Here is a 14,334-nt window from a genome sequence, read left to right as displayed (position 1 = left end):
GCCTCTTTTTGAGGCTTTTTTTATTAAAAATAGCTTTCGCCAAGCTTCTTGAAGACGGGCTTTGAGGCAGGGCGCTTCCGGTTTGTGACGAGCGGTTTTTCCTTAATTCCCGTGTAGTTTTGAAGAAGCTGTTTCGCTATATTCAAGGACATATGAGCTTTAGGGTTCCGATACGAATGATTTAATGTACCTAAGTGTGGAAGGCTTGCGAAGTCTTCTTTTGTTGGAGGCATGTGAAAAAAGTAGTCTCCGAGAGAAATCAGCACATCTGACTGCTGCTGGCTGAATCTTGGATTTTTCGAAAAGTGAAGGCCTACCTTTTTACCCTTTCCTTCATTAAGCAGCTTTTGCAAAGCTTTCTTTTTCAGAAGATACAGGTATTTGGGATTAGTCGCGGTTTTTGCATGGCGATTAACTGTATAAATCGCTTTTGAAAGGTTTTCAACTGTCGGTTTTAATTCTTTCGTATGATTATGGTCGTCCATTTTTTCTCTCCTATCCATTCGTTTCTAGATCACCTCCTAAAGTTGCAAGGCTTATGTCTAAATTATACGAAATAGAACAGAAAATGCAAATATCTCATAGAAAAAACGCGCGATTTTTTAAGGAATCGCGCGTTTTCATCTTTATAAAACAGAGTTCATTTTTGCTTTTGTATTTTTTTGTCTCTTCAGCGCCGCTTGAACGTCGATTTCCGCGTTCTCGGCGCTTAATTTAGGCAGGACGATAAAATAGTACATCGCCGCCAGCAGAATAATTCCCGCCAAACCGTAATATATATAATCCACATCGGCGATGATTCCCGGGAATAAAACAGCGATCACGCCAAGCGCTGAGGATTGCGCCATCATTGTCAGCGGATCGGTCCACCCGCTGACTCTTCCCATCAGCCTTGGGTGGACGATTTTGGGAATCCAGCCGCCAAGCGCTGTGTTGATCGGTCCGATGCATATCCCGGCAAGAAACGCAGCCGAGTAATATACGGGCAATTGATCTGTAAAGCCAAGCAAAATGATAAAGGCACCCGCAATAAAAATCGGGACTGACATCATGTATGCCGGCTTCACTTTTTTTTCAAGCAGAGCGGCGACGGCAATCCCTGTCAAAAGTCCGATACCCAGTACGATTGTAAAGAGGGATGTGTGCCACTCATAACTGTCAGGGGACAGCTCATACTTCATTTTAAACATCGGCAGAACCGAAAGTCCCCCGCTGACAAGTCCGAAGATAAAATATCCGAATACGAGAGAGGCAAGCAATTTATTTTTTAATATATAAACGATGCCTTCCTTAAAATCGTGCATCGAATCTTTGACGGTCATGTTTTTCCAGCCTTTTTGCCCGTTCGGCTGCCGCGCTTCTAGCGGAATATCGCAGGAACGGATTAAAAAGCCGGATACGATAAAGCTCACAAAATCAAGAGCGATAGCACCATGCAGGCCGATCGTCTTGTACATAAAAGCTCCAATTCCTACGCCGAACAATAGAAACAGGCTGAAAAGCATCTGGTTCAGTCCGGCTGCCTTTGCATACTGATCCTTTCTTAAAATGGCCTGGACCAAACTTGCTTCGGCCGGGTAGAAAAATTTTGTAACCGCGCTTCTGATAAATAGAACTAAAAACACAAGCGGTATGATCTGAAGATACAGTACAAAGAAAAGAACGACAGTCAATCCCGCTCTGATCCAATCACAGTTTTCCGCGACTTTCTTGCGGTCAAAACGGTCAGCGACCACCCCGACGATAAAGAATACAAAAACCGTCGGCAAGGAATACATCAGCTCGGCGATTGTCGTGTAGGCCGGCTGGCTGCTGAACCGGTCGAGCAAGAAAAAAGCGAAAGCCATGTTTCCGACTGTCGTTCCCATTTGAGAAGCGAAAGCTGCGAAAAAAAGTCGGACGAAATTACGATTTTTAAAAAGATCCATATATACGCTCCTTACCCTAAAGGTCCCATTATATCTTAATACAAGATGTTGTATTGTTCAAATTGCATTTGTCTGGAAATGTACTGGTCTAAGGTGTAATGGACACTCGGGTTCCGTTGGGTACGATAGAAGCAAGTTCCAGAACATCCTGATTGTGCATGCGGATACATCCCCTTGAAACAGCTTTGCCAATTGACGCCGGGTTATTCGTGCCATGGATGCCGTAGTGCTGTTTTGAGAGGCTCAGCCAGTAGGCGCCGAACGGGCCGCCCGGATTTGGCTGCCGGTTGACAATGACAAATTCGCCTCTCGGCGTCTGTGTGAGGATTTTTCCGACGGCAATCGGATATGTTTTTACAAGTCTGTTTTGCTCATATAATCTGAGCGTTCTCCCGCTGAGAGACACGACAATCCGGTAAGGGATTGTGTCCGGGTTTCTAATGCCGGGAATGATAATCGATTGGCCTGCGGACACTTGGCCGCCGTTTAAGCCCGGATTCGCCTGCAGCAAAGCCTGCCGGGTCATTCTGAAATCGGCGGCGATGCTTTCCAGAGTTTCTCCAGATTTTACTTGGTACATCAGCAATAATCAGCACATCTCCTTTTCAAAACGAAAAGAGAGCCTTTTCCGCTGCTAATATATAGACGGAAAGAGGCTGGGGAAGTTTCGTTTTTTTAATGAGGATTGGATGAAATGAGCGGGAATGCTTTTACTTAATGTATGCAGATGCCTTTCATTTTGAGCCAAAAGGCCGGTTAAGGATTAAGTGGATTCAAGCTGGAACACGGTGATTTCAGGCTTTGACAAAAAGCGGAGCGGCAGCCTGGTCGTGCCGATTCCTCGATTGACATAGATTTTCATTCCAGCTGTTTCATACATCCCTTCCGTATAAATTTCTCCGTACGGAGGCGTGATTAAAGGACCAAATACGGGAATCTGAATTTGTCCGCCGTGGGTGTGTCCGGATATTTGCAAATTGACGGGGTATTGTTTTACCGTTAAAGCAGCGTCTGGCTCATGGACGAGCAAAATCGAGAAGGCTTTTTTACTCAGTTTTGACAGGATGCCTTCATAGTCGGGGCTGCCGAGCATCAAATCATCGAGTGACGCGATCTCTATTACGCTTCCGTCTATCAATTCAAGCTTCATGAAGTCGTTTCGCAGCACCTGAAAACCGGCCGATGCCATGAGCGTCTGATAGACTTTTGTTCCATAGCCGCCGTGATCATGGTTTCCGAATATGGCAAGCTTTCCATAGGGGGCTGAAAGCTTTTTTAAGGCGTTGACAGCATGCTCGTGTTCCCGGTAGCGATGCGGTTTATCTATTAAATCCCCGCTGAATACGATAAGGTCCGGGGAAAGGGCGTTCACTTGGCTGACAACATTTGAAAGCTCGTCTGCTGTAAAGTATTCGCTTAAGTGGGTGTCGCTGAACTGAACGATCCGAAACTGGTCAAACCCTTTAGGAATGAGACGATGCCGAATGGGAATCAAGTTTGTTTCAAGCATGTGCGGCTCGAGATAGCGCGCATAGCCCAAGCCGCCGGCAGCGGTAAAGAGCCCTGCTGCAGCAAGGCCTAAGAAGCCTTTTAAAAATTGTCTTCTGGACGGATTTTTCATAAGCAACCAACCTTTAATAGAATCTCTACATTATATCATCCAGAAAAGCCATTTTAGGACAGTCCGCGTGTTTTGTTAATTTTTTTTAACTTATATGATAAACTATGAATTGAATGAATACTCATTCATAAACAAGGGGGATGGATATGGACAGAAAAGTTGTAATCGTGACCGGCGGGTCGAGCGGAATGGGAAAAGCGATCGCCAAAAAGCAAGTCGAAGAAGGCTGGAATGTGATGATTACAGGCAGAACGCAAGAAACGCTTGAAGCGGCCAAAGAAGAAATTGAAACATTTACGGGGCAGGTGGCTATATGCCGGATGGATGTCAGGTCTGTTGAAGATGTGGAACAGATGATCACAGAGACGGCAGGACGCTTTGGTACGATCGACGCTTTGGTTAACAATGCCGCAGGGAACTTTATCTGCCCTGCTGAAAAACTGTCGGTCAACGGCTGGAAGGCGGTCATCGATATCGTGCTGAACGGCACATTTTATTGCAGCCAGGCAGCCGGCCGCTACTGGATCAAGGAAAAAAAACGCGGCCAGATTTTAAATATGGTCGCGACATATGCATGGGGCGCGGGTGCCGGTGTCGTTCATTCCGCGGCGGCAAAAGCAGGTGTCCTGTCGCTGACGAGGACGCTTGCCGTCGAGTGGGGAAGTGCATACGGGATCAGATGCAATGCCATCGCGCCCGGTCCGATCGAGAGGACGGGCGGTGCCGAAAAATTGTTTGAATCGGAAGAAGCCGCGCACGCGACAATCAAAAGCGTTCCGCTCAACAGGCTGGGAACTCCTGAAGAAATCGCGGGACTCGCCGCATTTTTGCTTTCTGAACAGGCGGGATATGTCAACGGGGAGTGTGTGACGATGGACGGCGGCCAATGGCTGAATCCCCGTCCGTTTTAAGATTTCAAATTCAAAGGTGCGGGCCAGTATGGTATAATCAGACAAAGATTAGAAGCAGGTGATATGCCATGTTGGATCCACTCGATATTTTAACGAACATTGAAGATGTTATTCCATACTATCAGCCGATCTTCAGTGCTGAAGAACAAAAGGTGATCGGCTATGAAGTGCTGGGGCGTATCAAGGTAGAATCTGAAGTGAAGAGTCTCGGGCCGTTTTTTTCTGATCCGACAATTCCTGAAGAATACAAGAAAGAGGTTGATCTCAAGGTGATTCGCCAGGCGCTTGATCATTTTTTGGAGAGCGGGCGCGACCTGCTCATCTTCGTCAATCAAGATGCAAATGTGCTGATGATGGATCACGGTGAATCGTTCCTCGACCTGTTGATGGAATATCAGGATAAAGGGCTCGAGCTCAACCGTTTCGTTATCGAAATCACGGAGCAAAAGTTTGAAGGGGATATTGAACAGCTGCATCATTTGCTGACCTATTACCGTACATACGGAATTAAAGTCGCTGTTGATAATATCGGAAAGGAAAGCAGCAACCTCGACAGAATCGCTCTTCTTTCCCCTGATCTGTTAAAGATCGACCTTCAGCCGCTCAAGCTGTCTTCTCCTTCGCCATCCTATGAATATGTGCTTTACAGCATATCACTCCTTGCCAGAAAAATCGGCGCCGCATTGCTTTACGAGGATATTGAGGCGAGCTTTCAGCTGCAATACGCATGGAGAAACGGAGGCCGGTATTTTCAGGGGCAGTATCTTGAAGTGCCGAAGGATGAATTTATCGAACGGAATGTATTAAAGGACCGGCTGCATGCCGAGTTTCACCAATTTATCACACATGAGAAGAAGAAGCTAACCATTTTGTACGACCACTCTGAGCAGTTTTACAAACGGATTCATCAGCTTGTCACATCGCTAAAGAAAACAGCTCAGTCAGACGATGAGTTTCTCTTCAATCTCGGAAAAGAACTGACCGATTGCAGCTTTAGAATTTACATGTGCGATGAAGACGGGATTCAGCTGACGAAAAACGTGTTTAAACATGATGGAGCATGGATATTTCAGCCTGAGTACATCGGCAAAAACTGGAGCTGGCGCCCTTATTTTCTCGAGAATATCATGAGGATGAGAACGATGAGAAAAGGGTTTTTCAGCGATTTGTACAGCGATATCGAAACGGGGGAAATGATCAGAACATTTTCCTATCCGATGGATGAAGAATTGTATCTGTTCATTGACCTGTCCTACTCATATTTATACGAACAAGACGGATTAATTTAAGCGGCGGCCTTTCGCCGCTTTTTCTTTTCGAAAAAATGAATCCCGAGAGGTTTGTTTTGCGTATATAAAGGAAAATGTGAATATATATGCTAAAAAAGGGGCGGATCATATGAAGAACGTTTGGTCATCCTTACTGTGCGGACTATTGACTGCGGCTTTTGTATTCCTCTGTGCGGATTTTGCCGAAGCCGGAGAAAAACCGACAAGAGCGTCGTTATTTGAGACCCTTCAATCCGTATCCGACGTCCATTTTCAGCTGACCGAAAAGGAAAGAACGAAAAAAGACATGATATCCCTCTTGGAACCTTATATGGAACACGCCATGGCAGCGAAGTACGTGGAGGCGAACGCCTTCCCCGAACAAGCGGGGTGGATTTTTTACGGGACAGACGCGCCGGAAGTTGCAATCCCTTTCTTCAGCTATGATGAAAACACAAAAGTGGCGGTGAAAGACGGAAGCTATACCGTATACGAATGTGTTGGAGATCAAGACCGCGGTCCTGTTTCATATCAAAAAAATTATCAGACGGTGACGCTAAAGAATATCGGCGGCAGCTTCAAAGTAACGGCTATCGGCCAATCTGATACAAAACCGGCTGGAGAAGACATGATGGCCGAACAACCGGATGAGAAAGAAACAAACTCGAATTTTGCGGATAACAAGAAAGAAGACCACGCTGTATTCCCGCTGTTTGTCATCGATGTTAACTGGACATTGGCCGAACTTTTCAGCTAGAAAAAGAATTTTTAAAAAATTCATTGACAATGATACTGATAATCATTATCATTTAATTATAGAGAGATGAACCTCTCTGTTCCCCAACCCCTCTATCAGATCAAGGTTTTAAAAAACTTGGCGCTGCCCCCGCCAAGTTTTTTATTTGCGTGGAATCCTGCATTGCAAATGGCTGCGGGATTTTTGGGCTTTAGGTGTGGGACAGGAATAAGACAATCCTGTTGCCCCATAAATCTAAATTGGTGGTTAAAAAGGCTCCTCTGCAGTCAAAAAAATATTTTTCATGTATGACATGAAAAAAGAAAACTCAAACTATGAAAAGCGGTTTTTCTTTTTCATGATCAGAAAGGAAAAATGTCATCGGCTGATACTTTGTGGTATGATGCGTGTAGAACTTGTATTATAATTAATACTTGTTGATCCTGAAGTTGTTTTTTTGAAAGGAGTCTTTTTTAGAATGTCACAATTAATGGGTATCATCACGAGACTGCAGAGCCTGCAGGAGACTGCGGAGGCTGCCGGAGAACCGACGCAGCGCAATTTTGAAGTAAACGGAGAAAAAATTTGCAGCGTAAAATATTTTGAAAAAAACCAAACATTTGAGCTGACAGTTTATCAAAAAGGCGATAAGCCTACCACATTTCCGTTTGACAACATCGATATGATTTCAATCGAAATCTTTGAACTGCTTCAGCAATAGGAGGATATGGCATGAAAGCTTTTCCAAGCGTTATTTGTCCGAATTGCAAAACAACCGAGCATATGGATCAAGTGCTGACAGCCCAGTCCAATCAGAATGTAATTTACAGATGTGACAGCTGCGGGTTCAGCTTGAAAAATATACCGACCAAAAAAGGATAGCAGACAGACGAATCGTTCCATCTTCGGTGCAGATCAAAAATGAAAAGGGGCATTCCAATGGCTGATTCTTTTCTTTTTTATAATCTTTCTGAAGATCAAATGACATTTCCTGAAGTGATCGGGAGACTGAAGGCGTTCATACGCCAAGATCCGCGGGCAAGCTATCTGCTGTCCGTCGGAACAGACTCGCAAATACATCAGAACTGCACAAAGTTTATCACGGCTATCCATTTGCACCGCAAGGGCAAAGGAGCGTGGGGCTGTCTGAAAAACACGGTTGTCAACAGACCGATACATAGCCTCAGGGAGAAAATATCGCTTGAAACAGCTTACAGCCAAGAGATTGCCGCATATCTTTTAAATGATTACTTTAATGAAATTATGGATCTGCTTCTTCCGTTTACAGACGAGGGAGCAGATTTAACCCTTGAAGTTCATTTGGATATCGGAAAAAAAGGAATGACAAAGGATTTAATCCAGGAAATGACGGGCCGGATCACCTCCATGGGAATCTGTGCCAAAATTAAACCTGACTCCTATACAGCTTCAAGCTATGCAAACCGGTACACAAAATAATTGTTTGAAAGAAAATCGAACAGATGTCGAAATGTGCGGTTGACGTTTGAATTGCAATTTCATATTCTAGCCCTATAGAAACTAGAGAGAACATATTGTTTCTGACTCTAGCTAAATCAATTAGGGGGCTGGTTAAGAATGGAACGCTTTTCAGAAGAAGAGAGAAAACTGTTGCTGAACGTACTTTTGGACCATGAGTATGCCGTAGAGCTACTAAGCAGTGAGATCAATGATATAGAAACGGGTACAAAAAATGTGGATAGCCTGACATATAAAAAACTGGTTACCTTATACGACCGTGTCCGGTCTGAAAATTAGGTCAGATTATATCAATTGATACTCATTAGAGTATCTTTTTTGTTTCCTAAAAGGATATGGAATGATAAACTGACCTTGGAAGAAAGGAAAGTTTTCGACAAATATTGATATCGTTTATATTATTGTAGTATAGGGAAAATATGCGTTGATGGATTAAAGCTGAAAAGGAGTCGAAAAATCATGATTAGTATGCAATCAGATGAACTTCTTGAAACGACAGTAGGTCAGTTTATGATCGATGCTGATAAAGTAGCCCATGTTCAAGTCGGAAATAATCTGGAACATGCCCTTCTCGTGTTGACGAAAACCGGATATACCGCGATCCCTGTACTTGATGCTTCTTTCCGTTTGCACGGATTAATCGGAACGAATATGATCATGGATAAAATCTTCGGCTTGGAACGAATCGAATTTGAGAAGCTTGACAAGATTCATGTTGAAGAAGTCATGCTGACAGACATCCCACGCTTGAAAATTGACGACCCGATCTTAAAAGGATTCGGACTGGTCATCAACAACGCGTTTGTATGTGTCGAAAATGAAGAGCAGGTTTTCGAAGGCATATTTACAAGGCGTGTCGTGTTAAAACAGCTGAATAAGCATTTGAGAACGTTGAATAAATAGGCGCGGCAGCGGCCTATTTTTTATTTGCAGCGCTCCACCAAACCCTCCGCACATTCTCCGAAGCCTGACTTTCCGCTTGATTAAAAAACAGCCGTTTGATTAAATGTATGATAAGAAAAACTTATTGGAATGAGGAATGTCCATGCAGCTTCAAGAGCTCCACATGCTTGTCGTTCTGGCGGAAGAATTAAATATGCGGAAAGCGGCTGAACGCCTGTTTGTTTCCCAGCCGGCTTTGTCCCAACGCCTGCAGACCATTGAGAAATCATGGGGAACGAAAATTTTTTTGAGATCGCAAAAAGGGCTGACGGTTACGTCTGCCGGAGAAAAAATCATCCAGTTCGCAAAAGATGTGACATTGGAACAGGAAAAAGTGAGAGAGAATATCGATGAGTTGGAGGGCGAGATTCACGGTACGCTCAAATTGGCGGCCGCTTCGATCATTGGGCAGCATTGGCTTCCCAACGTTCTGAAAACCTATGTCAAACAATATCCAAACGTGAAAATTTCGCTCGTGACCGGATGGAGCAGCGAAATGCTGAAAAGCCTCTACGAAGACCATGTTCATGTCGGCATTATCAGAGGAAACCCGGAATGGAAAGGACCGAAGCATTACTTGATGCGGGACGAATTGTACCTTGTCGATACAGAGATCCGTAACATTGAGGACATTGCCAAAACGGAACGGCCGTTCATCCAGTTCAAAAGCGACAGTTCGTACTATCAGGAAATTCAGCACTGGTGGCATCAAAAGTTTAAAACGTCGCCAAAGCAGACCATTATTGTCGACCAAATTGAAACATGCAAACAGATGGCTTTCCACGGAATCGGCTATGCGATCCTTCCATCTGTGACGCTTCACGGAAGCGGGAGCCATGTTCATCAAATCCCGCTGCTTGACGCTAAAGGAAAAGCAATCGGCAGAGATACGTGGCTGCTCGGTTATGAGCCGGCTTTCCAACTGAAGCAAGTACAGGCGTTTGTAGAGGTTGTGAAAGAATGTACGGCAACTGAATAAACATCAGAAAGGCAGGACTCAAAAAAGAGGGCTGCTTTTTTTGTGCGATTTATTGACATTGATAATCATTATCATTTAAAGTGTATCTATATAATAATGAAAATCATTATCAATTTCAGAGGTGATTCTGTTGTCTAAAGCATTAATTGCATATGCCAGCATGTCCGGCAACACGGAGGATATCGCGATGATCATCAAAGATACATTGAAGGAGAACGGTTTTGATGTCGCAATTCAGGAAATGGATGATGTCGATGCCGATTCATTGGCTGAATACGATCTTCTTTTAATCGGCACCTACACATGGGGAGACGGGGATCTTCCTTATGAAGCGGAATCGTTTTACGACGAGGTCTCTTCGCTTGACCTTAAAGGAAAGAAAGCGGCATGCTTCGGATCCGGCGACTATGCATACCCCCGCTTTTGCGAAGCGGTCAACACGTTTTACAGCATGCTAGAACGAACCGGCGCCGACCTTTATCGAGAGACCTTGAAAATAGAACTTGCCCCCGAAACGGATGAAGATGCCGAGTGCTGCAAGGAATTTGCCGAAGGTTTTATAAGATGGGCAGAACACGAAAAGCGGCAGGCTGAGACCCATGTTTCATAAAGGTGCGACGGCCGTCGCTTCGGCAAAGCATTCCGGTTACTTTGTCGCCATCAAGCGGGAAGGGATTTTTCACTATTCACTTGAGCAAGGCTGGACAAAGCTCTTTCAATTAAAAAGCAAAATATGTTCCATCACCTATATCGGCGATTATTTATTCGGCGCAGGGGAGAGGGGAACGATTATCAGATCGTCTGACCAAGGAGCAACCTGGTCAATCTCAAGCTTTCCGACAAACGCTACGATTTGGTCGATCACAGGGACAACGGACGGCTTTGTTTGTGCCCATGGGAAGCATTGCATTTACATATCAGAGGATTTCGGCGTCTCATGGAAAATCGTCAAGCCGTTTTCCGCTTTGAGTCATCCGCCCGTTATCCGCTCTCTGTGCCTCCATGAGGAGCGCCTTTACATCGGAACGCAGATTCATGAAGTGCACGGTGGTGTTTGGGCATACGATTTGGCAGCAGAATCGGCTTTTTTGATCAAAAAAGAAACCGGCCGCATGACCGCCTCGATGATCGCATTTGAAGGCGAATGGCTGGTTTGTGCGATGGGATCTAAAAAAGGAAATCACGGTGCCGTCAATTTGGTCAACATCCACACGAATGATGAAATACAAATCAGCCAGGGCCTTGTTGAGAATGAAGAATCATTCCTGGATGTGTCCGAAGACAACGGAATCATCTATGTCACGTCGGCTCAAGACCGAGACGGATTTTCAAGAATCTACCGGCTTGATTTCTTTGAAAGAGAGCTGAAATGGTTTGACACGATTAAAGGGCATGGATTCAGAGTCGCCAATCAAAAGGAGAACTTCTTTTGCGCGGGTCTTTATGAATGCAAATTTGTCAGGCCTTATGAACAGCCTGCTGCAGCCCACTGATTTTATAGCGTTTTATAGGAGGAATAACGATGGGGAAAGTTTTGCTGGTTTATGCAAGCATGTCTGGAAATACAGAAGCAATGGCCGATTTAATCGAGAAAGGCCTTCTTGAGGGCGGGGCCGAAGTTGACCGCCATGAAGCGATGGATGTAGATGCGGCGCTCTTTAACGATTATCAGTATATGATATTTGGCGCTTATACATGGGGCGACGGGGATCTCCCGGATGAGTTTTTGGATATTTACGATGATATGGAAGGGATGGATTTCACAGATAAGATGTTTGCCGTTTTCGGGTCCGGAGATACTTCTTACGAGCATTTTTGCGGTGCCGTCGACATACTTGAGGACAAAATCAAAGAGCTTGGCGGAGACACGGTGCTTCCGTCCGTCAAAATCGAAATGAATCCGGAAGATGAAGAAGAAGACATGCTGCTTCAATTCGGCAGGGATTTTGCAAAGAAATGTGAAGTGCCGGCATGACATTTGCTAAAAAAGGAAACGGGACGCCCCCTTTCCTTTTTTTCTTGTTTTTAAATCTTTCCTTTGATACAGTAATGAGGAGAAAAAGAGAAGGAGGACTTACATAATGAAAATGATGGATGCAAATGAGATTATCTCATTTATTCAAAATAGTAAGAAATCAACACCTGTTAAAGTGTATGTGAAAGGCGACCTTGAAGGAATTGACTTCGGCGCTTCAGCCAAGCCTTTTATTACAGGGCATACTGGGGTAGTATTCGGTGAATGGGCGGAGATTCAAGCTGTGCTCGAAGCAAACAAAGGTAAAATTGAAGACTATGTTGTCGAAAACGACCGCCGCAATTCGGCGATCCCAACGCTCGATTTGAAAAATATTAAAGCGCGAATCGAGCCGGGTGCGATCATCCGCGATCAAGTGGAAATCGGCGACAACGCCGTTATCATGATGGGAGCTTCCATCAACATCGGCTCTGTAATCGGCGAAGGAACGATGATCGATATGAATGTCGTGCTGGGCGGACGAGCTACCGTCGGCAAAAACTGCCACATTGGAGCGGGTTCCGTGCTTGCCGGTGTCATTGAGCCCCCTTCAGCAAAACCTGTCGTTATTGAAGACGATGTCGTCATCGGTGCAAACGCCGTCGTACTTGAAGGTGTGACTGTCGGAAAAGGAGCCGTCGTTGCTGCCGGCGCAATCGTTGTGGAAGATGTGGCACCTTACACAGTAGTTGCCGGAACGCCTGCGAAAAAAATCAAAGACATCGATGAAAAAACAAAAGGCAAAACAGAAATCAAACAGGAATTGCGTCAGCTTTAAGAAGCGGCGGCGAAAAGTGCGTGGATGTGACAATCCACGCATTTTCGTATCGCCGGGGAGGTTAGAAAGATGAAATTGGACGAATTAGCAGCGATTCGCAGAGATCTGCACCAAATTCCTGAACTCGGTTTTCAGGAATATAAGACACAGGCTTATCTTTTGAACCACTTACTAAAGCATCCGGAAGACCGGATTGAAATCGAAAAGTGGAGAACCGGACTGTTTGTAAAGGTTAAAGGGACAGCCCCTGAACAGATTTTGGCTTACAGGGCGGATATGGACGGGCTCTCGATTCGGGAAGATACCGGATATTCTTTTTCTTCCATACATCAGAACCGGATGCATGCGTGCGGGCATGATTTTCATATGACGATTGCCCTCGGCATCATCGATCATTTCGTCCGCAACCCGGTTAAACAAGATCTGTTGTTTTTGTTCCAGCCTGCTGAAGAAGGGCCGGGCGGCGCTGAACCGATGCTTGAAAGCGATTTGTTTAAAAAGTGGGAGCCGAGCATGATCACAGCGCTGCACATCGCGCCTGAGCTCCCGGTCGGAACGATCGGAACGAAAAGCGGGCTGCTCTTTGCCAATACGTCAGAGCTTGTAATCGAACTTGAAGGAAAGGGCGGGCATGCCGCATATCCCCACCTTGCAGAAGATATGGTGGTCGCCGCCAGTTCGCTCGTTACGCAAATGCAGTCGATCGTAGCCAGGAATGTCGATCCGCTGGACAGTGCTGTCATTACCATCGGGACGATTACAGGCGGATCAGCACAAAACATTATCGCTCAGCAAGCAAGGCTTGAAGGGACGATCAGGACGCTGTCCCCGGGATCAATGGAACAGGTGAAGAAAAGGATCGAGGCGATGGTGAGCGGCCTGGAAACGGCTTATCAATGCATCGGTAAAGTCAGCTATCCGGCAGCATATTATCAGGTCTATAATTCAAGCGGTTTAGTTGAAGACTTTATGAAGTTCGTTTCTGAAAACGGCCTTGCAGAGGTCATCCGTTCAAAAGAAGCGATGACAGGAGAGGACTTCGGCTATATGCTGAAAAAGTATCCGGGCTTCATGTTTTGGCTCGGCGTCGATTCACCTTACGGACTCCACCATGCCAAACTGCAGCCGAAAGAGGAAGCGCTTGAGACGGCAGTCCGCGTTATGACGGCTTATTTCTCTTCCAAAGCCAATTAGAACAAGCGGCTGGTATAAAAAATCAGCAAACGTGGCATCTTAATTGGTGGAGGTGTTTCTTCATGTCGAAAAAAATCGGAATCGAACAATCTCTTTCTGATGTCGAGGCTGCTTTGAAGGAAAAAGGGTATGAGGTTGTAACGATGAAAACCGAAGACGATGCAAAAGGCTGCGACTGCTGTGTTGTCACTGGTCTGGACACTGACATGCTCGGGATTTCAGATACGATGACCGGAGCATCTGTCATTCAGGCGACTGGTTTAACTGCCGATGAAATCTGTCAGCAGGTTGAGCAAAAACTTCAGTAATAAACATAAAACCGAAGTTCCAGCTTCGGTTTTAACTTGTTTTTCCAAAAAAACGGCTGTCGGGTGTTAAACGGTTGTTTCATCATCCGGAGGCATGTTACACTTTTTTTAAAGGCTTAAAAAAAGAACAACCGCTAATTTAAATTTATTATCAATTA

19 protein-coding genes are annotated in these 14,334 nt (G+C 45.2%); 15 read left to right on the top strand and 4 right to left on the bottom strand.

Annotated features, from left to right (window positions below):
- Window positions 1-23: 23 nt before the first annotated feature.
- The 4 genes from ACH97_RS08870 to ACH97_RS08855 all read right to left on the bottom strand — a co-directional run bounded on the left by ACH97_RS08870 (window position 24) and on the right by ACH97_RS08855 (window position 3,549).
- Entirely contained in the window at window positions 24-485 is a 462-nt protein-coding gene (locus tag ACH97_RS08870) for a YkyB family protein (RefSeq protein WP_020451191.1), read from the bottom strand.
- Between the two features lie 141 nt (window positions 486-626).
- On the bottom strand, window positions 627-1,928 hold the full coding sequence (locus tag ACH97_RS08865) for an MFS transporter (RefSeq protein WP_020451192.1): 1,302 nt from the start codon (window positions 1,926-1,928) through the stop codon (window positions 627-629).
- Window positions 1,929-2,016: 88 nt separating this feature from the next.
- On the bottom strand, window positions 2,017-2,514 hold the full coding sequence (locus ACH97_RS08860) for a L,D-transpeptidase family protein (protein ID WP_020451193.1): 498 nt from the start codon (window positions 2,512-2,514) through the stop codon (window positions 2,017-2,019).
- A 177-nt stretch (window positions 2,515-2,691) separates the two neighbouring features.
- Window positions 2,692-3,549 (bottom strand): metallophosphoesterase, encoded by an 858-nt coding sequence (locus tag ACH97_RS08855; protein WP_020451194.1) that lies wholly within the window; start codon window positions 3,547-3,549, stop codon window positions 2,692-2,694.
- Between the two features lie 146 nt (window positions 3,550-3,695).
- Here ACH97_RS08855 and fadH point away from each other — a divergent pair, with 146 nt between their 5' ends.
- The 15 genes from fadH to ACH97_RS08785 all read left to right on the top strand — a co-directional run bounded on the left by fadH (window position 3,696) and on the right by ACH97_RS08785 (window position 14,176).
- A complete protein-coding gene (gene fadH, locus ACH97_RS08850; RefSeq protein WP_020451195.1) occupies window positions 3,696-4,460 on the top strand; it encodes a 2,4-dienoyl-CoA reductase in 765 nt (254 codons plus the stop codon).
- 68 nt (window positions 4,461-4,528) lie between these two features.
- The gene (locus tag ACH97_RS08845) at window positions 4,529-5,749 is read left to right on the top strand and encodes an EAL domain-containing protein (protein WP_020451196.1); all 1,221 of its coding nucleotides are present in this window, start codon (window positions 4,529-4,531) and stop codon (window positions 5,747-5,749) included.
- Between the two features lie 109 nt (window positions 5,750-5,858).
- The gene (locus ACH97_RS08840; protein ID WP_020451197.1) at window positions 5,859-6,485 is read left to right on the top strand and encodes a DUF3993 domain-containing protein; all 627 of its coding nucleotides are present in this window, start codon (window positions 5,859-5,861) and stop codon (window positions 6,483-6,485) included.
- A 457-nt stretch (window positions 6,486-6,942) separates the two neighbouring features.
- Window positions 6,943-7,185, top strand: coding sequence for a YkuJ family protein (locus ACH97_RS08835; RefSeq protein ID WP_003181299.1), 243 nt, complete (start codon window positions 6,943-6,945; stop codon window positions 7,183-7,185).
- Between the two features lie 11 nt (window positions 7,186-7,196).
- Entirely contained in the window at window positions 7,197-7,346 is a 150-nt protein-coding gene (locus ACH97_RS23735; RefSeq protein WP_020451198.1) for a hypothetical protein, read from the top strand.
- A 57-nt stretch (window positions 7,347-7,403) separates the two neighbouring features.
- Window positions 7,404-7,922: a ribonuclease H-like YkuK family protein gene (locus ACH97_RS08830; RefSeq protein ID WP_020451199.1), complete on the top strand. Its 519-nt coding sequence runs from the start codon at window positions 7,404-7,406 to the stop codon at window positions 7,920-7,922.
- A 138-nt stretch (window positions 7,923-8,060) separates the two neighbouring features.
- Window positions 8,061-8,240, top strand: coding sequence for an antirepressor AbbA (abbA, locus tag ACH97_RS08825; protein ID WP_003181305.1), 180 nt, complete (start codon window positions 8,061-8,063; stop codon window positions 8,238-8,240).
- A gap of 180 nt (window positions 8,241-8,420) precedes the next feature.
- Window positions 8,421-8,864 (top strand): cyclic-di-AMP-binding protein CbpB, encoded by a 444-nt coding sequence (gene cbpB, locus ACH97_RS08820; protein WP_020451200.1) that lies wholly within the window; start codon window positions 8,421-8,423, stop codon window positions 8,862-8,864.
- A gap of 142 nt (window positions 8,865-9,006) precedes the next feature.
- Window positions 9,007-9,882 carry a LysR family transcriptional regulator gene (locus tag ACH97_RS08815; RefSeq protein ID WP_025811363.1) on the top strand — a complete coding sequence of 292 codons (876 nt, stop codon included), beginning with the start codon at window positions 9,007-9,009 and terminating at the stop codon, window positions 9,880-9,882.
- A gap of 130 nt (window positions 9,883-10,012) precedes the next feature.
- A complete protein-coding gene (locus ACH97_RS08810; RefSeq protein ID WP_020451202.1) occupies window positions 10,013-10,492 on the top strand; it encodes a flavodoxin in 480 nt (159 codons plus the stop codon).
- Window positions 10,482-11,375 carry a WD40/YVTN/BNR-like repeat-containing protein gene (locus ACH97_RS08805; RefSeq protein WP_020451203.1) on the top strand — a complete coding sequence of 298 codons (894 nt, stop codon included), beginning with the start codon at window positions 10,482-10,484 and terminating at the stop codon, window positions 11,373-11,375. The genes ACH97_RS08810 and ACH97_RS08805 overlap by 11 nt, the downstream gene beginning before the upstream one ends.
- Before the next feature lie 29 nt (window positions 11,376-11,404).
- Entirely contained in the window at window positions 11,405-11,857 is a 453-nt protein-coding gene (locus tag ACH97_RS08800) for a flavodoxin (RefSeq protein ID WP_020451204.1), read from the top strand.
- Between the two features lie 106 nt (window positions 11,858-11,963).
- Entirely contained in the window at window positions 11,964-12,674 is a 711-nt protein-coding gene (gene dapD, locus ACH97_RS08795) for a 2,3,4,5-tetrahydropyridine-2,6-dicarboxylate N-acetyltransferase (protein WP_020451205.1), read from the top strand.
- Window positions 12,675-12,743: 69 nt separating this feature from the next.
- The gene (locus ACH97_RS08790; RefSeq protein WP_020451206.1) at window positions 12,744-13,868 is read left to right on the top strand and encodes an N-acetyldiaminopimelate deacetylase; all 1,125 of its coding nucleotides are present in this window, start codon (window positions 12,744-12,746) and stop codon (window positions 13,866-13,868) included.
- Window positions 13,869-13,930: 62 nt separating this feature from the next.
- On the top strand, window positions 13,931-14,176 hold the full coding sequence (locus ACH97_RS08785; RefSeq protein WP_003181323.1) for a YkuS family protein: 246 nt from the start codon (window positions 13,931-13,933) through the stop codon (window positions 14,174-14,176).
- The last annotated feature ends 158 nt before the right edge of the window (window positions 14,177-14,334 follow it).

The sequence above is a fragment of the Bacillus paralicheniformis genome (assembly GCF_001042485.2).
Classification (GTDB): domain Bacteria; phylum Bacillota; class Bacilli; order Bacillales; family Bacillaceae; genus Bacillus; species Bacillus paralicheniformis.
This window is presented reverse-complemented; position numbering and strand designations above follow the sequence as displayed.